Source organism: Ruegeria sp. CDSB013 (assembly GCF_059611165.1).
Genome location: NZ_JBXWPA010000011.1, coordinates 1 through 25342 on the forward strand (window position 1 = coordinate 1; position 25342 = coordinate 25342).

A 25342-nucleotide genomic window follows, 5' to 3' on the forward strand; every position below is an offset into this window, starting at 1 on the left:
TCGACAACGCATATGGCGACAGAAACCTAATCTGCACATGCCCCCCAATGGACGCTTACGAAGAAGCCGCTGAGTAAATTTGGAGCCCCCGTTTCAAAGCGGGGGTTTATCCTAGGGTGTGAAGCCAACGGGCACGCCAAATGGCGGTGTGTCCACGCTGGTACCGGTAAGGGCATGCAGAAATTCGACGAGGCTGTTGATCTCATCTTCAGACAATTCCAGCGGGGTAATGTCGATTTTGCTGCGTACACGCTGCATTTCAAATCGGTCGTGCCGTACAAGGAAATCTGCCTTTTGTAGCCATGGTACGTTGGGCAGTGCTGCCGTCTCGGGTGTCCAATTTGCGAAACTTGCTACAGGGTCCAAATGATGGCGGATCATGCTTTCGAGATCCGGGAAGGCTCCGTTGTGGCCGTAAGGTGCGGTCAGGGCCACGTTGCGCAGCATCGGAGTGCGGAAGCGATAGGCATCCTCTAGCCGGTCACTTTCGCCCATACGTCCAACGTCCCTGACATAAGGGTCCCACTGCCGGGTTCGGCCGGGACCAAAGGGCGGCAGGGCCAGAGCGTGAAACTCCTGATCGGACATCAGCGGGCCAGAATGGCAGGCCGAACAACGGGCTTTGCCGTAGAATAAATCCATCCCATTCACTTGTTCCGGCGACAGGGCATTGGTGTCCCCGGCTAAATATCGATCAAACGGGCTGTCAGTGCTGCGCCATTCAATGGCCATGAAGGCGGCCAACGCGTTGGCGATCTGTGTGATCGAGATGTCTTCGGTCGTTTCAACATCATCATACGCGGCCATGATGGCCGGGCCGTAACGAGGATCGGTACGGACGCGTTTGGCCAATATTGGCCAGCCTTTGTCGATCCGGTCATGTACGGCCCCAGTTACCTGGTTCTCGGCCACGTTACCCGCCATTTCGAACTGCGAAGTCAGCGGGAAAAGCGCCTGCGCGGCCAGCAGTGAATTCAGCCCCTCGGGCAACCATTCCTGTGCAGGCGAGTTGAAGCCATTGCCATAATCATCCGAAATACTCAGGCGGCCATCGTGGAACAGGGTGTGAATGTCCTTTGCCCCAAGATTCCAAAGGCCCGGAGAATTTCGGGGGATACGTTTTCGAATCTTGTCGGCTCCGGTGCCTGGAGTGCGGTCGGGTCCCAAGCCCTGACCGCCTTCGCCGATGCCCAGCGACAATCCATCGGATGTTCCGAAATCGGGGTGATGGCAATGGGCGCAGGCGATGTTCTGATTGCCGGACAGGATCGGGTCGTAAAACAGTTGATGACCGATGGCGGCCTGTTCCATATCAAAGAACAGGAAATCGTCATCTGTCAGCGGTCGTGGTAGCTCTTGCGCCATTGCCATCCCGGCCCAGAGGAAAGCAGCCATCCCATGCGCCAGTTTGTTTTTGCCTTTTGTCTTTTTACCACCCCGGCGCTGGCCGAGTTGGAACAGGCCCGTGACATGATGGAGGCGGGTGAGTTCGAAGCCGCGCGCGAGGAACTTTGGCCTGCCGCGCGTTCTGGCAACGCCGAGGCCGAGGAACTGATCGGAGTGATGTACGGCCTTGGTTTGGGTGTCGAGCAGGACTATGAAAGAGCGTTTGAGTGGTATCTGCGGGCCTCGATGAAGGGGCATCCCGGGGCGCAATCCGGCGTCGGCTGGTATTATGAACTGGGCCTTGGCATGCCCGCGCCTGATTTGGTGCGGGCTTACATGTGGTACACGCTCAGCGCCATTGGCGGCGATCCCGACGCGGCGATCAGCCTTGAGGAAGTGGTCAAGAAAATGTCGCCGGAGCAGATTGAAAGGGCGCATGTTCTGGTCAACGACTACAAAGGGTGGATGTACCCGTTTCGGTGAAAGGGCCGGGCCACAAGGCCCGACCCACAATTGATTAGTTCAGGTCCGCATCGCGCGACGCATTGATCTCGCCTTCCGCAATCGAAACGGCTTCGGTCAGCGCGGCAAAGATCTCATCACCACGAGCTACGTTGGACTGGAACCACTCGTAAACAGGCGTGGCCGCATCTTTGAACGCGGCTTTCTGATCGGGTGTCGGGACGTAGAGGTCACCGCCGCCCGCAACGAAATCTTCATAAGCCTGGATCGACTTGCGCTTGGGCGAGGCAAAAGTGGCCTGCTGCAGCGCATAGAAACCGTCGACGACCACGCGGCGCAGATCTTCGGGCATCTCCTGGAACTTGGCGTTATTCATCCACCACAGCGCACCCATATAGGCGTGGCCGTCCAGCGTAACATATTGCAGACCCGCATCCGGGAATTTCATGCCCATGATATCTGTGATGCCGTTCTTGGATCCTTCAACAACGCCGGTTTGGAAGCTTGTGAACAGCTCGGGCCACGGGATCGGGGTCGGCGAAGCGCCCAGTGCCTTGACCAGTTCCTGCGGTAGGTCGGCGACCACGGTGCGGATCTTCAGTCCTTCCATGTCGGCGGGCTCGGCAATGCGGCGTTGCGTGTTGGCAAAGTTGCGCCAGCCGCCAGTGTTGCCGATCGTCATCAGGCGGATGGCACCGCCGGAATCCTCCAACGCCATTTCGCGCATTGTGCGCGTGAAATCACCAGACAGAACACGCTCAGCGACACGGTCATCGGCCATCAGGTAGGGCAGGTCGAGGACCTGAACGTAGGGGAAGATCCCCGAGGCACCGCCCGAGGTGGAGATGTAGATGTCGATGGTGCCATCAGCAACGCCCTGCAGGCATTCCGCACCATTTGAACACAGCTGTGTTCCGATAAACAATTCGACCTCGATCGCGCCGTTCGAGGCCGCTTCGACGAAGTTCTTGAAGACGATCAGACCGTCATAATCTTCATCGTTTTCATTAGAGTTTGCAGTCGCGCGCAGCGTGTAGTCAGCTGCAGTTGCCGCGATGGCGGTTGCGGCAACCAGCGATGTCGCTAAGGCTGCTGTTTTGATAAATCTTCCGAGCATGCGTTTCCTCCCTGTGATACTCAGTCAGTTTGCAAATCCCGTTATGCGTGGGATCGTCATGGATAGTGCGGGGATATAGGTGATCAGAAAGATCACTATGATTTCGACGGCCAGGAATGGCAGGATTGCCTTGGCGATGGTTTCAACTTTTTCGCGTGACACGGCGGCGGCCACAAACAGGACCAACCCCATAGGCGGTGTCGCAAGGCCCACGGTCAGGTTGACGCTCATGATGATGGCAAAGTGGATCGGATCGACGCCAAGGCTGGTAAAGATCGGGGCCAGGATCGGGCCAAGGATGATGATCGCGGGGCCTGCGTCCAGGAACATGCCTACGATGAACAGCAACAGGTTGATCAGGAACAGAAGGATCAGTGGGTTTTCCGAAAGGCTGAGGATCAACTCGGCCAGTTGTTCAGGCGCGTGGCTGAGGCTGACCACGGTTTTGAAGGCCATCGCCGCGCCGACCAGCAACAAAACGACGGCCGAGGTCAGACCCGCATTGCTGAGAATTTCAGGCACCTCTTTCAAGGTCAGTGTGCGCAAGACAAAAAAGCCGATGATGAACGCATAGCCCACAGCAACCGCCGCGGCCTCGGTTGGAGTGAAGATACCACCCAGAATACCTCCCAGAATGATGACTGGCGTCAGCAGGGGGAAGAACGCTTTAAGGCTGGCCTGACGTCGCTCGCCCCAGGTGTATTTTCGGCTGGCGACCGGGAAGTCGTATTTGTCGGCCATGACCTTAATCATCAGCATCAGGCCAACACCCACCATGACGCCCGGCACGATCCCTGCAAGGAATAACGCTGCAACGCTTTCGCCCATGACATAGGCGTAGATGATCATGATGCCCGAGGGTGGAATGATCGGTCCGATCACCGAACTGGCCGCTGTGATCGCGGCGGCGAACTTGCGGGTATAGCCCTGTTTCTCCATCGCTGGGATCAGCATTGAACCCAGCGCCGACGTATCGGCCACGGCTGAGCCTGACAGCCCGGCAAACAGGATCGAGCTGAGTACGTTCACATGGGCCAGACCGCCTCGAAAGTGGCCCATCAGCGCCTGACTGAATTCAACCAGCCGCAGCGTGATGCCGCCCCGGTTCATCAGCTCTCCGGCCAGCATGAAGAAGGGGATCGCCATTAGCGGAAAGCTATCCATGCCGTTATAGACATTGCGATACAGCAGCGTGATGTCGGCCGTCTGACCGTTCAGCCAAAGCAGAATGCCGGGCGCGGCCAGCAATGCGAAAAAGACCGGCAGACCGATCAGCAGAAACACCAGAAATGTGGGTAGGAACCATATCAGCATCTATTCGGCCCCTACAGGTGCATCGGCAATATCCGGCAGCAGATGTCCGCCGCCCAACAGGGTTACGACGGCGCGCAGGATCAGCTCGATATTGACTGAGATCAGCAGGACGACCCCCACCAGAAGCGAGGCCATCATCCAGCTGCGCGGGATGCGATACCACTCGTCAAACCCAAAGGACGTTGGCAAATACAGTGCAGCGGTGGCGAACTTGCCGCCAAACCCGGTGACCTCGGACCAGCCGATTTTGACAGCCACCACCAAAACGGCCAGCGAAACCAGCAGCAGCAGGATGTTCAGGGTTTGCCCAATCCCACGCGGCAGCATCAGGGGCACCATGTCGATGGCGACAAACCCGCCGCGCCGAAATGCAGTGGGGGCCATCAGGCCAGTCATCCATAACATGCAGAACCGAGCGGCCTCATCCGGCCAGGGCAGCGCGTTGCCCAAAACGTATCTGAAGAACACCTGTATCAGGATTGCGATCACCATCAGTGCAATCGCAACGACACCAACCGCGCGGCCCAATCGCAGCACGGCTTCATTTACAAACGCGATCGGCGCAAGCACCGACGTCAATCCGCCCATGCGGATCCTCCCTTTTCAGCCGCGGGTTTTCACCGCGACAGTTATTCCGCGCTTACTGGTGCGCGAATTGGCCGAGCTTTCCGGCGTAGAAGGTCAATGCGTCTCCGTCCGCCATACTGGCACGCAGGACCTTTCCAATAACGATAACGTGGTCGCCAGCGTCGTGATAAGCGTGTTGCTCACATTCGAAACGGGCCAGACAATCCGGCAGCAGCGGGGTTCCATTTTCACAGCGCTCGTGGTCGATATCCTGAAGCGCAAACGCGTCTTTCGAACATCCAAAGCAAAGCTCGGCCTGTTCCGCTGAAAGGACGTGAACACTGAAATGCCGTGCTTCTTGGAAATAACGGAACCGGCGCGAGTTGCGATCGCCTGCCCACATGACAAGTGGTGGGTCCAGCGAAAGGGACGAGAAACTGTTGGCGGTGATGCAAACCGGCCCGTCTGTGCTGTCGCAGGTGACAACAGTGACACCGGTGGCAAAACGACCAAAAGCGTCGCGCAAGGTTCGGGTATCGTCCCTGTGGGGAACGAATGTGCGGGTCATGTCCTTTGAGATTGCATTCATCATGGTACCTCATGCCCCAGTGCCGCCTCATACAGGCGGTACCAGCTCTCGCGATCCAGATTGACTTTCAGCGCGTCAGAGATGCGCTTGATCCTGTCCAGATTGTTGGTGCCCAAGACCGGAAGAATGCCTGCAGGGTGGGCCAGAAGAAACGCCACCGCCACGGCAGCGCGATCCACGCCGAATTCCTCGGCGATTTCGTCCGCTACAACCCCGACCGGAGGGTTTCCAGCCATCAGCAACCCGCCACCCAAGGGTGACCATGCCATCACCGGCTGGCTATGCTGCTGATGAAACGCAAGATCCCCGTTGGTGAAGGGGCCGATTTCGCCCAGAGAAATCTCGATCTGGTTGGTCACCAGTTGGGTTTTCATCGCCGATTGCAGCAGGCTCCAGTCCCATGGGCGGAAATTCGACACGCCAACCGCGCCGACCTTGCCGCCGGCGACGACTTCGTCCAGCGCGGCACCTGTTTCGTGATGATCCATGAATGGATCGGGGCGGTGAATCAGCAGCAGGTCGATATGATCGATGGCCATTTCGGACAGCGATGTCTCAACCGATTTCAGTATATGCCCGCGCGACGTGTCATAGTATTTGCACTTGGCGTCCGCATACCGACCCATCGGTGCGACGATGTCACATTTGGTGACGATTTCCATTTGCTGACGCAGGCCCGGATTTGCGCGTAAGGCGTTGCCCAGAACGGCCTCGGCCGCGTAGCCGCCATAGATATCGGCCTGATCGAAGGTGGTGATGCCCTGATCCAGACAGGCCTGAATCTTGGCCTCGACATGACCCGTCGAAGTGTCGTCGTCGTCGCCCAGTCGCCACATGCCATAGACAAGGCGGCTCATATCCAGCGAGTCAGATAGTTTCACACGTTGCATCAGCGACGAACTCCGTTGCCCAGCGGCGTGGCCGGGGTATTTGCAGGGACCCTTCCGTAGGCTTCGGGAAGGGAACAGGTTTTCAGATTAGGCATAACACGGCTGCCAAAATGGCGAGCTTCGTCCATGTGCGGGTATCCCGAGAAGATGAAGGCGCGGATGCCCATCTTCTGATACTCTTCGATCTTGGACATGACCTGATCGGTCGATCCGACCAGAGCGGCGCCGCACCCGGACCGCGCGCGGCCAACGCCGGTCCAAAGGCCGGGTTCGACATAGCCGTATTCATCCGCAAGATCCCGGTTCTTGGCCTGATGCGCGACGCCCAGTGATGTCGAATCCAAAGCACGCTCACGGATGGCGCGACCATATTCGTCGTCGAGTTTTGAGACGATGTAGTCGGCGTATTCCTGCGCTTCGGCCTCGGTATCGCGGACGATCATGTGCACGCGCAGGCCGTAATCGAGTGTGCGGTTGTAGTTCTCGGCAACCGCGTGGACGGCTTTCATCCGTTCGGCCAGTTGATCCTTGGTTTCGGGCCACATCAGGTAGACGTCGCAATGCTCGCCACACAGATCCAGAGCGGATGGGGAATAACCACCAAAATACAGCAGCGGGCCACCTGCCTGATATGGCTTCGCCGGGTCGGTCGTGAGCCCTGAGAAGTTATAGACCTCACCCGCATGGTTGATCTCATCCTGCGTCCACGCCTGTTTCAGGATTTCCACCACTTCGCGCGAGCGCTGGTAGCGATAGGCGCTGTCGGCTTTCTCTCCGGGGAAATCGGACGAGATGATGTTAACCGTCAAGCGCCCCTGCAGCATGTGGTCCAGCGTTGCGATGGTGCGGGCCAGCATGATGGGCTGCATCTCGCCGCAGCGCACAGCGGCCAACATGTTGATCTTGTCGGTGATCGGCGCGCAGCCGGCGACAAAGCTCAACGTGTCTTGCCCCACCTGATAGGACGACGGGCAGAGGATGTTTCGGAACCCTTGCGCCTCGGCCTCTTTCACGATGCCCGAGCAGTGGTCCCAGCTCGATCGTAGATCGCCATCAGGTATTCCAAGAAACTGGTAATCGTCGGAACACAACGCCGCAAACCACGAAACCTCGGCCGCATTCAGATCGGGTGAGGTGATGGGGACGATGGTCATCTGATTCGCTCTCCGCGTGGCTGTGACTTTCCTCTTGCGTAGCAATCACATTGATGTAGATCAATGGTGTATCAATTTTTCCTGCGACTGAGTGAAGCGCCCAAAGATGTCGTCAGCCAACCGAAACCCGAACGCCCTGCCGGTTTATGTTCAGATTGCCGAGCTTTTGATCCGCGACATCGCTGCCGGTCGCCTGATCGATGGCGAACGCTTGCCGCCCGAACGAGACCTTGCCGCGGAACTGAAGGTATCGGTAGGGACCCTGCGAAAATCGCTGGCTGAGCTTGAAAAAAAGGGGATGCTGGAGCGTATTCAGGGTTCGGGAAATTATGTACGCGAGACCGGAACGCAAAACAGCGTCTATGCGATGTTCCGACTAGAGCTGCCTGAAGGCGGTGGGTTGCCGCGGGCGGATATCCTGTCAGTTGACCATCTGAAAAAGCCCGCAGATTTGCCGCGATTTGGTTCGTCGGACATGGGCTCGCGGGTGCGCCGAATGCGCTACCTGAATGATACAATTATCGCGGTTGAAGAAATCTGGCTGGATGAGTCTGCTGGTTTGATTGATCGACAGCTGCTGTCCGACTCGCTTTATCGGTACTACCAGCACCAGTTGGGGTTCTGGATCACGCGTGCTGAAGACAGGGTTTCCCTCGGGATGTTGCCGGATTGGACGCCCCCTGATTTCACCAGGCCAGCCGGAGAAACGGTTGGCTACATCGAACGGTTCAGCTGGTCGGAAAAACCCGAACCGGTTGAGTTTTCAAAAACATGGTTCGACCCGGATCGAGCCACCTATGTCCAACGACTGAAGTAAAAGGAACTGCGCATGACCCGGACCATTCACTACGGGCTGATCGGATGCGGTATGATGGGGCAGGAACACCTGCACAATATTGCCCTGCTGGACGACACGCGCGTTTCAGCGATTTTTGAGCCTGACGCCGAGATGGCGAAGGCAGCGCAGGCGATTGCGCCTGATGCGGTGATGGTGTCTTCAGTCGAAGAATTGCTTGCGGTCGACGATCTGGACTGCGCCGTCATCGTTAGCCCCAACCACCTGCATGTGGATCAAATCGAAGAGATTGCCCGGACGCGCCCGTTGCCGTTGTTGGTAGAGAAACCTCTTTTCACAGATCCGGTGGATGCGTCGCGGCTTGAGGCGCTGCAGCGTGATTATCCGCACCCGATCTGGGTTGCGATGGAATACCGCTATATGCCGCCCATTGCCGCGCTGATTGCCGAGGCTGAGGTCACGGGCGGCGTAAAGATGCTGTCAATTCGCGAGCATCGGTTTCCGTTTCTGGAAAAGGTCGGGAATTGGAACCGGTTCAACCGGAATACAGGCGGAACATTTGTCGAGAAGTGCTGCCATTTCTTCGACCTGATGCGTCTGATCCTGCAATCCGACCCGGTTCGCGTAACAGCCAGCGGCGGGCAGGCGGTCAACCATCTGGATGAGGACTATGAGGGCGAGACGCCCGATATCCTCGACCATGGTTATGTCATCGTGGATTTCGCCTCGGGCGCGCGCGCGATGCTGGAACTTTGCATGTTCGCGGAAGGGTCCCGATATCAGGAGGAAATCTCGGCAGTTGGGCCGGATGTCAAGATTGAAGCCCTTGTGCCGGGGCCGGGACGGTTCTGGCCGGAACATCTGGGCGCACCGCCGGTGCCGCAGATCATTGTCAGCCCACGTGCCCCAAAAGGTCCGGTCACCAAAGAGATCCCCGTCGATCCGCGCCTATTGGCCGCCGGGGACCACAATGGTTCAACTTTCTACCAACATCAGGGGTTCTTAGCTGTTCTACGAGGCGAAAAGGCACAACCTGACGTCACCCTGAACGATGGCCTTTGGGCCGTGCGCATCGGTTTGGCGGCGCAACAGGCATTGGAAACCGGAGAGACTGTGCGCCTCTCGTCTTGATGCCGATAGGAAACCCGCGTTCCAGATACGCACATAATCGGGTGTCGTTTTTGGCACCCGATGCGTCTTTTCCGCTTGCTGGGCGTCGTTCGAGGCAATAGCTCTGTCTGTGGGACACCCCTCCCCAACGAGGGGCGTGTATCTGTAAGGGTAATACACATGAGCACTGAACAACCGGCGACGCGGCCGGCCAATCCGCGTTTTTCCTCGGGCCCCTGCGCCAAACCCCCCACATTTGATCTGACCAAATTGGCCGATGCTGCGCTGGGCCGGTCGCACCGTGCCGCCGTCGGCAAGGACAAGCTGAAGGCGGCCATCGAAGGCACGCGCGAAGTGCTGGGCATTCCGGCAGACTACAAGATCGGTATCGTTCCCGCGTCGGACACTGGTGCGGTTGAGATGGCTCTGTGGTCGTTGCTGGGCGAACGCAAGGTTGAGATGCTGGCCTGGGAAAGCTTTGGCTCTGGCTGGGTGACCGACGTAGTCAAGCAGTTGAAAATCGACGCCGAGGTGAAGACGGCGGATTACGGTCAGCTCGTTGATTTGGCCTCGGTTGATTTTGCCAATGACGTTGTCTTTACATGGAACGGCACCACCTCGGGCGTCCGGGTTCCCAATGGCGACTGGATCGCGGATGATCGTCAGGGCCTGACGATCTGTGACGCAACCTCGGCTGCGTTTGCGATGGACCTACCGTGGGATAAGCTGGATGTGACTACGTTCAGCTGGCAAAAAGTGTTGGGTGGTGAAGCGGCGCACGGGATGTTGATCCTGAGCCCCCGCGCGGTGGAGCGGCTGGAGAGCTACACTCCCGCATGGCCCTTGCCCAAGATTTTCCGCTTGACCAAGGGCGGCAAGCTGATCGACGGTATCTTTACCGGTGCAACGATCAACACGCCCTCGATGCTGGCGGTCGAAGATTACTTGTTCGCATTGGACTGGGCACGTTCGGTTGGTGGTTTGCAGGGCTTGATCGCCCGTGCGAATGCCAATGCCGATGCGGTTCACGCGTTCTGCGACCAAAACGACTGGATCGCCAATCTGGCAGAAGATGCGGCGACACAGTCGAATACTTCGGTCTGCCTGAAGTTCACCGACGCACGCATTCAGGACGGTGCGACATTCGCCAAAGCTGTGGCTAAGCGGCTTGAGGCTGAGAATATCGCATTGGATATCGGTGCCTACCGAGACGCACCCGCAGGCCTGCGCATCTGGTGCGGTGGCACGGTTGAAACCTCGGATATCGAGGCGATGTTGCCTTGGCTGACATGGGCCTTTGAGGCTGAGATCGCGGCGCAGACAGAAGCCGCCTGACCCTTTTTACCGGGCCGTTTCAGGCCCGGATTTTTCATGAAATTCAAGGACCTCAAACATGGCCCCCAAAGTACTCGTATCCGACAAACTCAGCGAAACCGCCGTGCAGATCTTCCGCGACCGCGGCATCGACGTGGATTTCATGCCCGACCTGGGCAAGGACAAGGACAAGCTGGCCGAGCTGATTGGCCAGTATGACGGTCTGGCTATCCGCTCGGCCACAAAGGTCACGCCGACGCTGCTGGAAAAAGCCGACAATCTGAAGGTCATCGGCCGCGCCGGTATCGGCACCGATAATGTCGATAAGGATGCGGCGTCGAAAAAGGGTGTGATCGTCATGAACACGCCGTTTGGCAACATGATCACCACCGCCGAACACGCAATTGCGATGATGTTCGCCGTTGCGCGCCAGATCCCCGAGGCCAGCACTTCGACGCATGCAGGCAAATGGGAAAAGTCCAAATTCATGGGCATCGAGCTGACCAACAAGACCCTCGGCGTAATTGGCGCGGGCAACATTGGCGGCATCGTCTGTGAACGCGCGCTGGGCCTGAAGATGAAAGTCGTCGCCTACGATCCCTATCTGGGCGAAGAGAAAGCCGCCAAGATGGGCGTCGAAAAGGTCGAGCTGGACGAATTGCTGGCCCGCGCCGATTTCATCACCCTGCACGTACCGCTGACAGACCAGACCCGTAATATCCTGAGCCGCGAAAACCTGGCCAAGACCAAGCCTGGCGTGCGCATCGTCAACTGCGCCCGTGGTGGTCTGGTCGACGAAGAGGCACTGGCCGAGATGCTGCAATCCGGGCATGTCGCAGGGGCCGCGTTTGATGTTTTCAAAGAAGAACCGGCAAAGGACAACCCGCTGTTCAACTTGCCGAACGTCGTCTGCACGCCACACCTTGGCGCTGCAACGACCGAGGCACAGGAAAATGTTGCCCTGCAGGTGGCTGAACAGATCTCGAACTATCTGCTGACTGGTGCGGTGGAAAACGCGCTGAACATGCCCAGCGTCACTGCAGAAGAAGCCAAGATCATGGGTCCATGGATTAAGCTGGCCGGTCACCTGGGCAGTTTCATTGGTCAGATGACCGATGAACCAGTTAAGGCAATCAACATCCTGTATGATGGCGTCGCGGCTGAGATGAACCTGGCTGCCCTGAACTGCGCCGTGGTTGCCGGGATCATGAAAAAGTTCAACCCGGAAGTGAACATGGTGTCGGCCCCGGTTGTAGCGAAAGAGCGCGGGATTCAGCTGTCGACCACCAATCAGGACAAGACCGGTGTCTTTGACGGCTACATCAAGGTGACTGTGGTAACCGACAAGCGCGAACGCTCAATCGGGGGTACGGTTTTCAGCGATGGCAAGCCGCGCTTTATCCAGATCAAAGGCATCAATATCGATGCCGAGGTCGGTGCCCACATGCTCTATACTACCAACGAAGACGTTCCGGGTATCATCGGTGCGCTGGGTCAGACCATGGGCGAGAACAACGTAAACATCGCTAACTTTACTCTGGGCCGTGCCGAGGCGGGCGGAGAAGCGATTGCGCTCCTTTATGTGGACGAGCCGGTTCCCGCCGAAGCGCGCGCGAAACTGGCGGAAACTGGGTTGTTCACTCAGATCAAGCCGCTGGAATTTGACGTGGCCTGAGTTTTGGCCCGAAGATTGTGACCATAGCGATGCCCGTGCAAAATTTGTGCGGGCATTGTCTTTTTTCTGCAACCGAGTTGTTGCACAAAGTGTCTGACATATTCCAAGAGGCAACGTTTTGAGCATCCCAATTTACGCGGTCGGCGATATCCATGGGCAACTGGGCATGCTGCAAAACGCGCTATCCCTTATCGAGGCGGATGGCGGGCCGGATGCGCGGGTTGTCTTTCTGGGGGACTACGTGGATCGTGGCCCGAACAGCCGCGAGGTGCTGGATCTGCTGATCGAAGGCCAACGCGCCGGGCGAAACTGGGTTATGGTCAAAGGCAACCACGACCGAATGATGGTCCGTTTCGTGCAGGATTGCGAGATTGCAGACAAGCAGTTGCCGATTACTTTGAACTGGCTGAATCCCCGGCTTGGTGGTCAGGAGACGCTGGCATCTTACGGTGTCGAGGTCACGGACAATGACCGGATCTTTCAGGTTCACGAACGGGCCTGCGCCGCTCTGCAGCCGGCACATCTAGACTTTATCAATGCTCTGCCGACCTATCACCAAGAGGGTGAGCTTTTGTTCGTTCACGCTGGCATCCGGCCCGGTGTCCCTTTGGCGCAGCAATCCGAGGATGATCTGGTTTGGATACGCCAGGAGTTCCTGCACGATGCACGTGCGTACCCCTGGCTGATTGTGCATGGGCATACTCCGGTGGACCGGGCCGAGCATTACGGAAATCGCGTCAATCTGGACGCAGGGGCAGGCTATAGTCGACCACTAGCCACAGCTGTGTTCGAAGGGCGTCAGTGCTGGTTGCTGACTGATGCCGGTCGAGTCCCGTTAGAGCCTAATCCGCGGTAAACATATCTTTGTAAAGCTCGCGCAAGGCGTTCTTTTGCACTTTCCCCATGGTGTTTCGGGGCAGCTCATTCAGCACGATCAGTTGGCTGGGGTGTTTGAACCGCGCCAGTTGGTTCTGAACGCTGGCCATAATGGCATCAAGATCAAGCGCTCGGCCCGGTTCTGCAACCAGAATACCCAGAACGGTTTCGCCGAAGTCAGGGTGTGGTACGCCAATCACGGCGCTTTCAAAAACACCGGGCTGGTCGTCCAGCACCAGCTCGACCTCCTTGGGGTAGATGTTGAACCCGCCAGAAATGATCAGGTCCTTGCCGCGACCCACGATGTGTACGTAACCATCCGCATCCACGCGCCCGAGATCACCGGTGATAAAGAACCCGTCTTCGCGCAATTCCGCGGCGGTTTTTTCGGGCATTTGCCAATAGCCTTTGAAGACGTTGGGTCCGCGCACTTCGATCATGCCAATTTCACCCAGTGGCAACGCCTCGCCGGATTCAGGGTCGGTTACCTTTAGCTCGACACTCGGCAACGGGAACCCGACAGTTCCTGCGCGACGTTCACCGTCATACGGGTTCGAGGTGTTCATATTGGTTTCTGTCATCCCATAGCGTTCCAGGATGCGGTGTCCGGTCCGGTCTTCGAAACGTTCATGCGTTTCGGCCAGCAGCGGGGCCGAACCCGAGATGAACAGCCTCATGTGCTGCGCCAGATCACCGGTGAACCGATCATCCGCCAGCAATCGGGTATAAAAGGTCGGCACGCCCATCATCGAGGTCGCATTGGGCATCAGGCGTAGAACGTCATCCAGATCAAACTTCGGCAAAAAGATCATCGATCCGCCCGAGGCCAGAATAACGTTCGTCGCTACAAACAGCCCGTGGGTATGAAAGATCGGCAAGGCGTGCAGCAGCACATCATCCTGCGTAAACCGCCATTCGTCCACCAGGGTCTCGGCGTTGGACAGCAGGTTGGCTTGCGTCATCATCGCACCTTTGGAGCGCCCGGTCGTGCCAGACGTATATAGGAACGCGGCAAGATCATTCTCTGTCCGCTTAACCGGTCCGAAAGCAGGAAGCATGCCCAAAGCCCGCCGCATCAGACTGCCCGAGCCGTCAGCGTTGAGCGTCTCTAACCTTGCGTTTTGCGCCTCGGCGATGGGCGTCAGTTCCGCTTGTTTGGCGGCATCGCAAACCACCAGCGCAGCCCCACTGTTTTCGATGAAATAGCTAAGCTCGCCGGATGTGTAGGCCGTGTTCAACGGCAAAAAGATCAATCCGGTTTGCGCGCAAGCCGCATAGAGCGCCAACGCTTCTGGCGACTTTTCCACCTGAACAGCAACTCGGTCTCCGGGCTCAAGCTCGTACCCGTTCAACGTGTTTGCTATGCGCGACGCCATGTCCAGAAAAGCTGCATGGGTAATGGTTTGGCCGTCAGGCAGGTGAAGAAACGGCGTATCCTTGCCCGCATGGATACCAAACAACCGATCATAGAGCGGGTTACCCATCCCATACTTCCTTCTCGCAGGACCAGATTGCCCCGAATCTGGCGTGGATTAGAGGCACGGTAAAGCGGAAATCTTGGTCAGGTTTAGAACTGAGTGGTCATCCGGTACCCTGCGGCGAAGTACATCTTTGCAAAGGTGACAGGCTGGCCCTCAAGCCATGTGATCCGTTCGCCCGTAAACACCGGCTCACCGATGGGCAGGTCCAGGAACGCGGCCACCGATTCATCGGCGCGACTGGCCAGAAAACTCAGCTCGACATTGGTGAAGGGAACGGTCTGTATTAGCCATTCATTCGGGCCTATTGAGGCGAAGTCCGCATTTACCACCTGTGGAACCGAGTCTATGACGATCCATCTGTCTTCGTACTGAAAAGGTGTGTTGCCGTTAAAGTGCATGCAGCGCACGTGCATCACGTGTTGGTCCGGTTTTAGCGCCAGTCTTGCGGACAGCCAATCGGGCGCTTGCCCGGCAACTGACGAGACCAGCGCGTAACGATAGATTCCGCCCAACGCCTCAACCTCGTCCCGCACCTTGGGGATCGTGAAACGGGCCTGCCTTTGCGGCGCGCTTAAAACCCGTGTACCGGCTTTGCGACGACGCTCCAGAAATCCTTCGTCCGCCAGCTCTCGCATTGCGCGGTTCACGGTCGTTCTGGTGCACGAGAATTCGACGGCCAGGTCCTGCTCGTTGGGCAGCAGCGAATCCGGCTGCCACTCACCCGACCGAATGCGCGCCAGCACGGTTTCCTTGATGTCCCTGTAGCTGGTGGTTTCGTTAGATTGGGTCATGGTGCCTCTGGTTACCTGAGTAGGTGCGTTTAGACGTCTGCCAAAAGATCGGCAATCGCCGACCGGTACGTGGGAATTATCCGATCCCGTTCGATGTGGCGGCCTTGCTGCACAATGTGGCGCCCTGCTGACCAAAGATCCGTCACCAACCCGTCCGGCGCTGCAAAGCACAGCCCGTCAAGCACCTGTTCGTCAGTCAGTGCGCAGATCGTGGGGTGAGATCGGTCGATCGCAACAAGGTCGGCCAGCTTGCCGACTGCGATTTCCCCGGCATTTCGTCCCAATGCCTGCGCGCCCCCTTGTGCGGCCCCTGTATACAACGCCTGACCGACTGAGCCTTCATTTTTGACCAAAACCGTTCGCGCATGGTCCCGCAGGCGTTGGGAATATTCCAAAGCCCGCAGTTCCTCAGGCAAAGAAATCCTCACGTTAGAGTCTGATCCCACGCCAAAGCGACCACCTTCTTCGACATAAACTGCACCGTTGAAAATACCGTCGCCCAAATTCGCCTCGGTAATCGGGCACAACCCGGCTACGGCGCCCGAGCGCGCAACGGCGCGTGTTTCGGCATCTGTCATATGAGTCGCGTGGATAAGGCACCACCGGTCATCGACGTCGGCATGGTCCAGCAGCCACTCGACCGGCCGCTGTCCCAGCGCGGCCTCTACATCGGCCACTTCCTTTAGCTGTTCGGCGATGTGGATGTGGACGGGACCATCAGAAGTGGCATTCAGAAGCTCGCGCAAATCGTCAGGCGATGTTGCCCGCAGTGAATGCGGGGCGATACCGATCACAGAATCCGCATGCGGTAGGGCCATGCGGCATTCGTCGACCAAATTCAGAAACTGATCCACAGAATTGCCAAAGCGCAGCTGACCGCCAGCCAAGGGTTGTTGTTCGACACCGCCGTAGGTGTAGAGAACCGGAAGGTGCGTCAGCCCGATTCCAGTTTGGGCGGCTGCGGCAAATATGCGCTGGCTCAGTTCCGACACGTGGTCGTAGCGCCCGCCGCCCGGCTGATGATGGACATAGTGAAACTCACCGACCGAGGCATATCCGGCCTCTTGCATCTCCATATAGACCAAAGCGGCAATGGCCTTTACGTGGTCCGGCGTCAATCTGTCCAGAAACCGGTACATCAGGGTGCGCCAGGTCCAAAAGCTCTCGCGGCCGGCGGCGCGCACTTCTGTCATACCGGCCATCGCGCGCTGAAAGGCGTGGCTGTGCAGGTTTCCCAAGGCTGGCAGCAAGACATCAACCTGTGTGTCTCCGGATCGCGCGGTCGCTTGTGATTCCAAGCTTTGGATCTGACCGTGCGCGATTTCTACCCGCAAGTTACTGACCCAATCAGAGCCTAATAAAGCCGTTTTCGCATGGATGGTCATCGCATTTCCATTTTGTGTAGACTTTAAACTTTTATACGTATACGAAAAATCTAACGACAAAGGGAGCCCAAAAGAATCGATATGGCCAAAAAATCTGTCCTTTTGAGCACGCGGGTGGCGACCATGGACGATGGCGCCGAACGTTATGGGATGGTTCAGGACGCAGCACTTGCTGTTGATGGTGAGAATGTTGCCTGGATCGGACCACGGAATGCGCTGCCTGCCGACTATTCTGACTGGCCGACCGTGGACTATGGCGACCGGCTGATAACGCCGGCGCCAATCGACGCCCACACCCATGTCGTCTTTGGTGGCAACCGGGCGGTCGAGTTCGAAATGCGCCTGAATGGTGCCTCATATGAACAGATCGCGCGCGCAGGTGGTGGAATTCTGTCGACGGTCACAGCGACCCGTTCGGCCAGCGAAGAGGCCCTGTTAGAGGATGCCCTGACGCGAGTGGACGCCCTGTTGGCCGAGGGCGTGTCGTGCATCGAGGTCAAATCGGGCTATGGCCTGGACACCGACACAGAGCTCAAGATGCTGCACGCCGCGCGCCGGATCGGCGAAGTGCGCCCGGTGCGAGTGAAAACAAGTTTTCTAGGAGCTCATGCGGTACCGCCTGAGTTTCCGGGTCGCGCCGATGCCTACATTCGCGATGTGTGCATCCCGACTCTGCGTTTGGCGCATGAAGAGGGTCTGGTGGATGCCGTTGATGGCTTTTGCGAGGGGATCGCCTTTGATCCGTCTCAGATCGCTAAGGTCTTTGATGTGGCGAAAGAATTGAACCTTCCGGTCAAGTTGCATGCGGAGCAGCTTTCGAACCTCGGAGGGGCAGCCCTGGCGGCTTCGTACGGGGCGTTGTCGGCAGATCATATCGAATATCTGGACGAGGCTGGCGTGGCCGCCATGGCACAAGCCGGAACCGTGGGCGTGCTGCTGCCGGGGGCGTTCTATACGCTGCACGAAACGCAGGCGCCGCCGGTTGAACTGCTGCGCCAGTATGGGGTGCCGATTGCGCTGGCGACGGATTGCAACCCCGGCTCGTCCCCTCTGACGTCGGTTCTGCTGACCATGAATATGGCGTGCACCCTGTTCCGCCTGACGCCGGAAGAGGCATTGGCTGGCGTGACCCGCAATGCGGCGCAAGCCTTGGGCCTGACCGACACTGGCACAATAACTGAAGGCAAGCGCGCAGACCTGACGGTATGGGACATCACGCACCCAGCCGAGCTGTCCTATCGGATCGGCTTCAACCCGCTGCACACCCGCATTTTCGGAGGTTTGTAATGAAGACGCTGTCGCTTGTGCCCGGTCAGGTTACGCTGTCAGATCTGTCTGAAGTGTATTGGTCGCAGCCTGCAGTATCGCTGGATGACGGATGCAAACCCAAGGTGGAGGCTGCAGCCAATCGCATTCTCGAAGCTGCGGCCGGGGAAGACCCGGTTTATGGCGTTAACACCGGGTTCGGAAAGCTGGCCAGCCACAAGATCGCGGCCAAGGACACTTCGACCCTTCAGCGCAACCTGATCCTTAGCCATTGCTGCGGCGTTGGTTCGGCCGTGCCACGCTGTGTAACCCGGCTGATGATGACGCTAAAGCTGTTGTCCTTCGGACGTGGAGCATCGGGCGTGCGTTGGGAACTGATCGAGCTGTTGCAGCAGATGCTGGCCAAGGGCGTGACCCCGGTTATTCCCGCGCAGGGGTCGGTCGGGGCTTCGGGCGATCTTGCGCCCCTGGCGCATATGACAGCCGTAGTCATCGGCGAAGGTGAAGCCGAGGTTGACGGTACCATCCTGCCGGGGGGAAAAGCGCTAAAATCAGCTGGATTAGAGCCTATTCAACTCGGTCCAAAGGAAGGGCTTGCCTTTATCAACGGCACGCAATTCTCGACTGCATTCGCGCTGGCCGGTCTGTTCGATGCCTGGCGTGCAGCGCAAAACGCGCTGGTCATCTCGGCCCTGTCGACGGATGCGATCATGGGGTCGACCGCGCCCTTGCAGCCCGAAATCCATACCCTGCGTGGGCACCGCGGCCAGACCGAAGCCGCCAGCGCCATGCGTGCCACACTGGCCGGGTCCGAGATCCGCGAAAGCCACCGGGATGGCGACACGCGCGTTCAGGACCCTTATTGCATCCGCTGTCAGCCGCAGGTCACCGGCGCGGCCATGGACGTCATGCGCCAAGCGGCCACCACGCTTGAGATCGAGGCGAACGCGGCCACCGACAACCCGCTGGTTCTGACTGAGGCGGGTGCCATCGTTTCAGGTGGAAACTTTCATGCCGAACCGGTCGGCTTTGCCGCAGACATGATCGCGCTGGCTGTGTCCGAAGTTGGCGCGATTGCGCAGCGGCGCATTGCCTTGATGGTCGACCCGACGCTCAGCTTTGATCTGCCGCCGTTCCTGACACCTGATCCCGGGTTGAACTCGGGCCTGATGATTGCCGAAGTCACGACCGCCGCCTTGATGAGCGAGAACAAACACCTTGCCAATCCTTGCGTGACCGACAGCACACCGACCTCGGCCAACCAGGAGGATCACGTGTCGATGGCTGCACATGGCGCGCGGCGTCTGACACGGATGGTCGAGAACCTGAATTACATTCTGGCAGTTGAGTTGCTTTGTGCTGCTCAGGGCGTGGAGTTCCGCGCACCGCTGGCAACCAGCGAACCGTTGCAACGGGTAATGGATAGAGTACGGGCAGAGATACCAACACTGAACGAAGACCGCTATTTGGCACCCGATCTGGAAACATCCAAGTGCTTGGTGGCTGAGGGTGACATCCTTGGGGCAGTGGGTGCCCAGATGCCGGGGCTGTTCTGATGCAGGTGTTCAGCGTGCAGCGCGGGGACGGTCCCATTGTGCTGGGCCAGCCTCATGGCGGAACTTATGTGCCAGACGAAATAAAGGCCCGCCTGAATGACAACGGGCGCGGTTTGGCGGATACGGACTGGCACATAAATAGGCTCTATAAAGGGATATTGGATGATGCCACGGTTGTGCGGTCGCATGTTCATCGCTACGTCATCGACGCCAATCGTGATCCGTTCGGCGCCTCGCTATATCCGGGCCAGAATACCACTACACTTGTGCCTCTGACCGATTTCGACGGGCAGCAGATCTGGAATGACGGGCAATCACCATCCGAGGATGAAGTCGAAGATCGACGGCGCAAATACCACGCACCTTATCACGCTGCCCTTCTGGATGAACTGAGCTGCGTTCGGGACCGGCACGGTGTGGCGATCTTGTTTGACTGCCACTCGATCCGGTCGCTGATCCCGTTTCTGTTCGAAGGCGAATTGCCGGTGTTCAACACTGGAACCAATGATGGGCTGACGTGTGACGCGGCCATTGAGCAAGCCGTGCACGACGTGGCGAGCAAGGCCGAAGGTTTCACTTCGGTCCTGAATGGCCGGTTTCGCGGGGGATGGACCACCCGCCACTATGGTCGCCCTTCTGATGGCATACACGCCATCCAGATGGAGATCGCGCAGCGGGCTTACATGGACGAGACACCCCCGTGGACATGGCGCGAGGACCGCGCTGCGAAACTGCGCCCCCATTTGACAACTATGCTGACCCGCATCAACGATCTTGCCCTCTCGGGCGAATTGACCAGACAAGGAGCCCAGAAATGAGCGATCCGCGCAAAAACACCCGCGACATCTATCCACCGACCGGCCCCGAGTTGAACGCCAAAAGCTGGGTGACCGAGGCCCCGCTGCGGATGCTGATGAACAACCTGCACCCGGATGTGGCCGAGAACCCGCATGAGTTGGTGGTCTATGGTGGTATCGGTCGCGCGGCCCGCACGTGGGAGGATTTCGACACTATTGTTGCCGGTCTGAAGGATTTGGAGGAAGACGAAACGCTGATCGTCCAGTCCGGCAAGCCGGTCGCGATCATCCGCACGCACAAGGATGCGCCTCGGGTGCTGATCGCCAATTCCAACCTCGTCCCACATTGGGCGACCTGGGATCACTTCAACGAGCTCGATAAGAAGGGCCTGATGATGTACGGCCAGATGACCGCTGGCTCGTGGATTTATATCGGTACGCAGGGTATCGTTCAGGGCACCTATGAGACCTTTGCCGAGGCAGGGCGTCAGCACTACGACGGTGACCTGACAGGCAAGTGGATTCTGACCGGAGGTCTGGGTGGAATGGGCGGCGCGCAACCGCTGGCGGCCGTGTTCGCAGGCGCCTCATGTCTGGCTGTTGAGTGTAACCCGGACAGCATCGATTTCCGCCTACGGACCAAATACCTCGACGAGAAAGCCGCGACGCTGGACGAAGCGTTGGAGATGATCGACCGCTGGACCAAGGCGGGCGAAGCGAAGTCGGTTGGTCTGCTGGGCAACGCCGCTGAGGTTTTCCCCGAGATCTACGCCCGGATGCAGGCGGGCGGGATGCGTCCTGATATCGTCACCGACCAAACCAGCGCGCATGACCCGATTAACGGTTATCTGCCATTGGGCTGGACTATGGGAGAGTGGCGCGAAAAGCGTGAAACAGACCCTAAATCGGTGGAAAAAGCCGCTCGCGCTTCGATGAAGCAGCATGTCGCGGCGATGGTGGATTTCTGGAACGCGGACGTTCCGACGCTGGATTACGGCAATAACATCCGGCAGGTCGCTCAGGATGAGGGGCTTGAGAACGCCTTTGCCTTCCCCGGCTTTGTACCCGCTTATATCCGCCCGCTGTTTTGCAAAGGCATCGGCCCGTTCCGCTGGTGTGCTCTGTCGGGCGACCCCGAGGACATCTACAAAACCGATGCCAAGATGAAGGAACTGTTCCCCGAGAATGAGCACCTGCATCGCTGGATCGACATGGCGCAAGAGCGGATCGCGTTTCAGGGTCTACCTGCGCGTATCTGCTGGATTGGATTGGGTGACCGACACCGGGCTGGGCTGGCGTTCAATGAGATGGTCGCCAATGGCGAGCTAAAGGCGCCGGTGGTGATCGGACGCGACCATTTGGACTCGGGGTCTGTGGCCAGCCCCAACCGCGAGACTGAGGCGATGCTGGATGGCTCGGATGCGGTCAGCGACTGGCCGTTGCTGAATGCGCTGATCAATACGGCGAGCGGGGCGACATGGGTGTCTCTGCATCACGGTGGTGGCGTCGGGATGGGCTTTAGCCAACATGCGGGTGTTGTGATCTGTGCCGATGGCACCGAAGATGCCGCGCGGCGGTTGGAAAGGGTTCTCTGGAACGACCCGGCCTCGGGCGTCTGGCGCCATGCGGATGCAGGGTACGACATTGCCAAGGATTGCGCGCGGGCCCATGGGCTGCGCCTGCCGGGTATTTTGGGCTAGTTCGAAACAGACTCTGGCGAAAATGCTGCACCTGCGATATGCGCAGGTGAGCTTGCCGGAGATCGAATATGTACGTTGCCACCCTGTTGACCGACCCCGATGTGTCTAATCTGGAATTGTCGCTGGTCGAGTCCTTGCGGAACGCATGGGGCGGTGGTGAGATCGTTTGGCTCAGCCCGGATGAAGCAGCAGAGTTCCATCTTAGCGAAATGCCGGGCAACCGGTGGGATGCCTGGGCGGACCTGCAGCAAATGGGCGTGGATCTGGTTGTCCAACCGACCGAAGGCCGCCGTAAGAAGATGCTGTTGGCCGATATGGACAGCACCATGATCCAACAGGAATGCATCGACGAACTGGCGGATGAGGCCGGCGTCGGCGACCGCGTTAAGGATATCACCGCACGCGCCATGAATGGCGAGTTGGACTTTGAGGGCGCGCTGACCGAACGGGTTGGTCTGTTGAAAGGTCTGGATGAGGCGGTGATCGGTAAAGTACTGGATGAACGCATCACTCTGATGCCGGGCGGCAAGGAACTGGTCGCGACGATGCGCCAGAACGGAAGCTATGCCGCCTTGGTCTCGGGCGGTTTCACGGCGTTTACCGCAAAAGTGGCCGAGGTGCTGGGCTTTGACGAGAACCGTGCCAACACCCTGCTGGCCCAAAACGGAAAACTGACCGGGGATGTACTGCGGCCCATTTTGGGGCGTCAAGCCAAGGTGGATGCCTTGGAACAGATCACCGCGCGACTGGGTTTGCGTGAAGAAGACGTTATTGCCGTAGGCGACGGGGCCAACGATCTGGGGATGCTGCACCGCGCGGGAACAGGGGTGGCCCTGCATGCCAAGCCCACGGTTGCCGAGCAATGCGAGGTTCGGATCAACCATGGCGATCTGACAGCATTGCTGTACGTTCAGGGCTATAGCCGCTCGGAATTTGTGTCCGATTAAAGGTCTTCCCTTTATTTAACTTACGTGTTAAATAAAGGCTATGAACACTCTGATAAATGCTTTTTCTGCTTTGTCCGATTCCACTCGGTTCTCGATCGTTGAGCAACTGATGCAGGACGGAGAGCTGCCTGCCGGTGACCTGATCCAAGGGCGCGGTATGTCGGGCGCAGCGATTTCGCGCCATCTGAAAGTGCTGCGCGAGGCCGGATTGGTGCAACAGCGCGTCCACGGCACCCAGCGGATGTATTCTATCCAGCCCGACGGGCTGCGGGCGATTGCGGAATGGACCATCTCAAAACGTCAGTTCTGGGAAAACAGCCTCGATCGTCTGGGCGACCTCATTGAAAGGGAAAACTCATGGCCGACCTGAAACTGGAACGTGAGTTCCCGACCACCCCAGAAAACCTGTTTGCCTGGATCAGCGATGGGGCGAAACTGTTGCAGTGGTGGGGGCCCGAAGGGGTGCATGTGCCCGAGCATGACCTGAATTTCTCACGCACGGGGCCTTGGTATTCAATAATGAAGAATGCAGAAGGCCAGACATTCAAGGTGTCCGGTCATGTCACCCATGTTGATCCGCCCAATTCGGTTGGGTTTACTTGGGCCTGGCATGACGATCAGGATCAGCGCGGGGCGGAAAGCCACGTGACGTTTTCGGTCGTCGCAACGGAAAACGGCGCGCGGTTGGTTCTGGACCACCGCGAACTGGCAGATGCCGAGGCCGCAGCAAACCACAACATGGGCTGGACATCGTCGCTGGCCAAGCTTGAGGCGCAGTTTGGATAAGTTTTCATTAGGGAGGAAATAAAATGCCACAATTTTTGTTTGTGTATCACGGCGGAACCACACCAACCGACCCCGCCGAAGTCGAAGCAACCATGGCCGCGTGGGGCGCATGGTTCCAAGGCATGGGCGAGGCGCTGGACATTCCCGGTAACCCGGTTGGTCAATCCTATACGGTCAGCAACGGAAGCGTCGTCGACAATGGCGGCGCAAACCCGGCATCCGGTTTTACGGTCGTAAAGGCCGACAGCATTGATGCCGCGACCGAAATGGCCAAGGGCTGTCCCATGGTGGTCAACGGTTCAGGCTCGGTCGAGGTGGCCGAGGTGCATGAAATCGAAATGTAACCTTAGCCGGGGAACCCCGGCGCAGGTCTGATCTCGCCACATTCCAGCCCGCGACGGCTGTATTGCGTGGCATTCATGAATTTGCGGGTGGCCGGGTGATCGGCCTCCAGCACACCAAGGCTTACCAGAATCGCGGCGATTGCGCATTCGCTGGCGCGGGTGGTGCCATCAGTGATTTTCAGCGCAACACCCATTCTCTTTTCTGGAATGATGGCGATGAACACCGCCTCGGCTCCGGTTTTAATTGCGGCACGGCCGTCCATGGCGCGCATTAACTCGGTGCAGGCGCGGCTTTCGCCCGCCACCAGCTCCGGGTGCTTGATCATCGCAGCCGTCAGTTGCTGTGCCGCGTCGCTGGCGCGGTCCGACCGATCTGCGGCCGAGGCAAACCACGCCATGGATCGCGCCAGTCCCACCAGTGATGTCGCAAAGTTCGGGGCCGAACATCCATCGATTCCATAGGCAGGACTGGTTTCTCCAGTGGTATCTTCCAGCGCGGACAGGCAGGCTTGCTGTACGGGGTGGTCGATCTCAAGGTATTCCGGTCCCGCGCCCATGTGCTGTGCGACCGTCAGAAACCCGCAATGTTTGCCCGAGCAATTGTTGTGGATCTGGCAGGGCGTGTCATCGGCAAGTATCAGCCCGTCGCGCGCGGCCATGTCCTGCGGTTCTTGCGGACCGCAGCGCAGATCGTGTTCGGTCAAGCCCAAGTGATCCAGCCAGGCAGTAACCCTGTCGGTATGGATATGTGCGCCGCTATGCGAGGCACAGGCGAGGGCCAGATGCTCGGAGTTCAGGCCATATTTGGCGGCTGCACCCGATGTGATCAGCGGCAACCCCTGGATCATTTTCGCAGAAGACCGAGGGTAAATCACCGCGTCCGGATCGCCCCAGCTGCGTACGATTTGACCGCTGTCGTCGCAGATCACTGCGTGGCCCAGATGCAGGCTTTCCAACAAGGGGCCTCGCCATAGTTCTGTCATTGGTACCGGCTGCGTCATCTGGCCCCTCCATTATATGCGCAAAAATCTGCCAATCG

At 58.4% G+C, this 25342-nt stretch carries 25 protein-coding genes; 14 read left to right on the top strand and 11 right to left on the bottom strand.

The genetic code is table 11. The annotated features are described in order from the left end of the window. Nucleotides 1–111 precede the first annotated feature (111 nt). Nucleotides 112–1395, bottom strand: coding sequence for a cytochrome-c peroxidase (locus AC2FJF_RS17355; protein WP_496726486.1), 1284 nt, complete (start codon nt 1393–1395; stop codon nt 112–114). A 3-nt stretch (nt 1396–1398) separates the two neighbouring features. Between AC2FJF_RS17355 and AC2FJF_RS17360 the strand changes: the two genes are divergently transcribed. Continuing rightward, nucleotides 1399–1869 carry a tetratricopeptide repeat protein gene (locus AC2FJF_RS17360; RefSeq protein WP_496726487.1) on the top strand — a complete coding sequence of 157 codons (471 nt, stop codon included), beginning with the start codon at nt 1399–1401 and terminating at the stop codon, nt 1867–1869. Between the two features lie 34 nt (nt 1870–1903). Here the strand turns inward: AC2FJF_RS17360 and AC2FJF_RS17365 are convergent, their stop codons facing one another. The 6 genes from AC2FJF_RS17365 to AC2FJF_RS17390 are packed head-to-tail and all read right to left on the bottom strand — an operon-like array spanning nt 1904 to nt 7479. Further along, nucleotides 1904–2965 (bottom strand): TRAP transporter substrate-binding protein, encoded by a 1062-nt coding sequence (locus tag AC2FJF_RS17365; RefSeq protein ID WP_496726488.1) that lies wholly within the window; start codon nt 2963–2965, stop codon nt 1904–1906. A gap of 24 nt (nt 2966–2989) precedes the next feature. Further along, on the bottom strand, nt 2990–4279 hold the full coding sequence (locus AC2FJF_RS17370; RefSeq protein ID WP_496726489.1) for a TRAP transporter large permease: 1290 nt from the start codon (nt 4277–4279) through the stop codon (nt 2990–2992). Next, nucleotides 4280–4867, bottom strand: a complete 588-nt coding sequence (locus AC2FJF_RS17375) for a TRAP transporter small permease (protein ID WP_496726491.1) — start codon at nt 4865–4867, stop codon at nt 4280–4282. It lies immediately after the preceding gene. A 52-nt stretch (nt 4868–4919) separates the two neighbouring features. Further along, complete coding sequence (locus AC2FJF_RS17380; RefSeq protein ID WP_058272664.1) at nt 4920–5435, bottom strand: flavin reductase family protein; 516 nt, start codon at nt 5433–5435, stop codon at nt 4920–4922. Next, nucleotides 5435–6325 (bottom strand): aldo/keto reductase, encoded by an 891-nt coding sequence (locus AC2FJF_RS17385; RefSeq protein ID WP_496726492.1) that lies wholly within the window; start codon nt 6323–6325, stop codon nt 5435–5437. Before AC2FJF_RS17385 ends, AC2FJF_RS17380 begins: the two co-directional genes overlap by 1 nt. Then, the gene (locus AC2FJF_RS17390; RefSeq protein ID WP_496726493.1) at nt 6325–7479 is read right to left on the bottom strand and encodes an LLM class flavin-dependent oxidoreductase; all 1155 of its coding nucleotides are present in this window, start codon (nt 7477–7479) and stop codon (nt 6325–6327) included. Before AC2FJF_RS17390 ends, AC2FJF_RS17385 begins: the two co-directional genes overlap by 1 nt. A 106-nt stretch (nt 7480–7585) precedes the next feature. Between AC2FJF_RS17390 and AC2FJF_RS17395 the strand changes: the two genes are divergently transcribed. The 5 genes from AC2FJF_RS17395 (at nt 7586) to AC2FJF_RS17415 (ending at nt 13230) form a co-directional block, all read left to right on the top strand. Continuing rightward, the gene (locus tag AC2FJF_RS17395; protein ID WP_496726494.1) at nt 7586–8296 is read left to right on the top strand and encodes a GntR family transcriptional regulator; all 711 of its coding nucleotides are present in this window, start codon (nt 7586–7588) and stop codon (nt 8294–8296) included. A 12-nt stretch (nt 8297–8308) separates the two neighbouring features. Further along, nucleotides 8309–9406 (top strand): Gfo/Idh/MocA family protein, encoded by a 1098-nt coding sequence (locus tag AC2FJF_RS17400; RefSeq protein WP_496726495.1) that lies wholly within the window; start codon nt 8309–8311, stop codon nt 9404–9406. Nucleotides 9407–9565: 159 nt separating this feature from the next. Continuing rightward, the gene (locus AC2FJF_RS17405; RefSeq protein WP_496726496.1) at nt 9566–10720 is read left to right on the top strand and encodes a phosphoserine transaminase; all 1155 of its coding nucleotides are present in this window, start codon (nt 9566–9568) and stop codon (nt 10718–10720) included. A gap of 58 nt (nt 10721–10778) precedes the next feature. Further along, nucleotides 10779–12374, top strand: coding sequence for a phosphoglycerate dehydrogenase (gene serA / locus AC2FJF_RS17410; RefSeq protein WP_496726497.1), 1596 nt, complete (start codon nt 10779–10781; stop codon nt 12372–12374). Between the two features lie 118 nt (nt 12375–12492). Next, a complete protein-coding gene (locus AC2FJF_RS17415) occupies nt 12493–13230 on the top strand; it encodes a metallophosphoesterase family protein (RefSeq protein WP_496726498.1) in 738 nt (245 codons plus the stop codon). On the opposite strand, the gene AC2FJF_RS17420 is transcribed toward AC2FJF_RS17415, so the two are convergent. The 3 genes from AC2FJF_RS17420 to AC2FJF_RS17430 form a co-directional block, all read right to left on the bottom strand. Beyond that, nucleotides 13217–14734, bottom strand: coding sequence for a malonate--CoA ligase (locus AC2FJF_RS17420; RefSeq protein ID WP_496726499.1), 1518 nt, complete (start codon nt 14732–14734; stop codon nt 13217–13219). The genes AC2FJF_RS17415 and AC2FJF_RS17420 overlap by 14 nt on opposite strands. Before the next feature lie 83 nt (nt 14735–14817). Next, nucleotides 14818–15522, bottom strand: coding sequence for a histidine utilization transcriptional repressor HutC (gene hutC / locus AC2FJF_RS17425; protein ID WP_496726500.1), 705 nt, complete (start codon nt 15520–15522; stop codon nt 14818–14820). Between the two features lie 29 nt (nt 15523–15551). After that, nucleotides 15552–16907 (bottom strand): formimidoylglutamate deiminase, encoded by a 1356-nt coding sequence (locus AC2FJF_RS17430; protein ID WP_496726501.1) that lies wholly within the window; start codon nt 16905–16907, stop codon nt 15552–15554. Between the two features lie 81 nt (nt 16908–16988). Here AC2FJF_RS17430 and hutI point away from each other — a divergent pair, with 81 nt between their 5' ends. The 8 genes from hutI to AC2FJF_RS17470 all read left to right on the top strand — a co-directional run bounded on the left by hutI (nt 16989) and on the right by AC2FJF_RS17470 (nt 24303). After that, complete coding sequence (gene hutI / locus AC2FJF_RS17435; protein ID WP_496726502.1) at nt 16989–18194, top strand: imidazolonepropionase; 1206 nt, start codon at nt 16989–16991, stop codon at nt 18192–18194. Next, nucleotides 18194–19729, top strand: a complete 1536-nt coding sequence (hutH, locus tag AC2FJF_RS17440; RefSeq protein WP_496726503.1) for a histidine ammonia-lyase — start codon at nt 18194–18196, stop codon at nt 19727–19729. Before hutI ends, hutH begins: the two co-directional genes overlap by 1 nt. Beyond that, complete coding sequence (gene hutG / locus AC2FJF_RS17445; protein WP_496726504.1) at nt 19729–20547, top strand: N-formylglutamate deformylase; 819 nt, start codon at nt 19729–19731, stop codon at nt 20545–20547. Before hutH ends, hutG begins: the two co-directional genes overlap by 1 nt. Next, nucleotides 20544–22226, top strand: coding sequence for a urocanate hydratase (gene hutU / locus AC2FJF_RS17450; protein WP_496726506.1), 1683 nt, complete (start codon nt 20544–20546; stop codon nt 22224–22226). The genes hutG and hutU overlap by 4 nt, the downstream gene beginning before the upstream one ends. Nucleotides 22227–22294: 68 nt before the next feature. Next, the gene (serB, locus tag AC2FJF_RS17455) at nt 22295–23173 is read left to right on the top strand and encodes a phosphoserine phosphatase SerB (protein WP_496726507.1); all 879 of its coding nucleotides are present in this window, start codon (nt 22295–22297) and stop codon (nt 23171–23173) included. A 40-nt stretch (nt 23174–23213) separates the two neighbouring features. Continuing rightward, nucleotides 23214–23543: an ArsR/SmtB family transcription factor gene (locus tag AC2FJF_RS17460; RefSeq protein ID WP_282120371.1), complete on the top strand. Its 330-nt coding sequence runs from the start codon at nt 23214–23216 to the stop codon at nt 23541–23543. Continuing rightward, nucleotides 23531–23959 carry an SRPBCC family protein gene (locus tag AC2FJF_RS17465; protein WP_496699487.1) on the top strand — a complete coding sequence of 143 codons (429 nt, stop codon included), beginning with the start codon at nt 23531–23533 and terminating at the stop codon, nt 23957–23959. The genes AC2FJF_RS17460 and AC2FJF_RS17465 overlap by 13 nt, the downstream gene beginning before the upstream one ends. A gap of 23 nt (nt 23960–23982) precedes the next feature. Then, nucleotides 23983–24303 (top strand): YciI family protein, encoded by a 321-nt coding sequence (locus tag AC2FJF_RS17470; protein WP_496726508.1) that lies wholly within the window; start codon nt 23983–23985, stop codon nt 24301–24303. Between the two features lie 2 nt (nt 24304–24305). On the opposite strand, the gene AC2FJF_RS17475 is transcribed toward AC2FJF_RS17470, so the two are convergent. After that, nucleotides 24306–25304: an asparaginase gene (locus AC2FJF_RS17475; RefSeq protein ID WP_496726509.1), complete on the bottom strand. Its 999-nt coding sequence runs from the start codon at nt 25302–25304 to the stop codon at nt 24306–24308. Between the last annotated feature and the right edge of the window lie 38 nt (nt 25305–25342).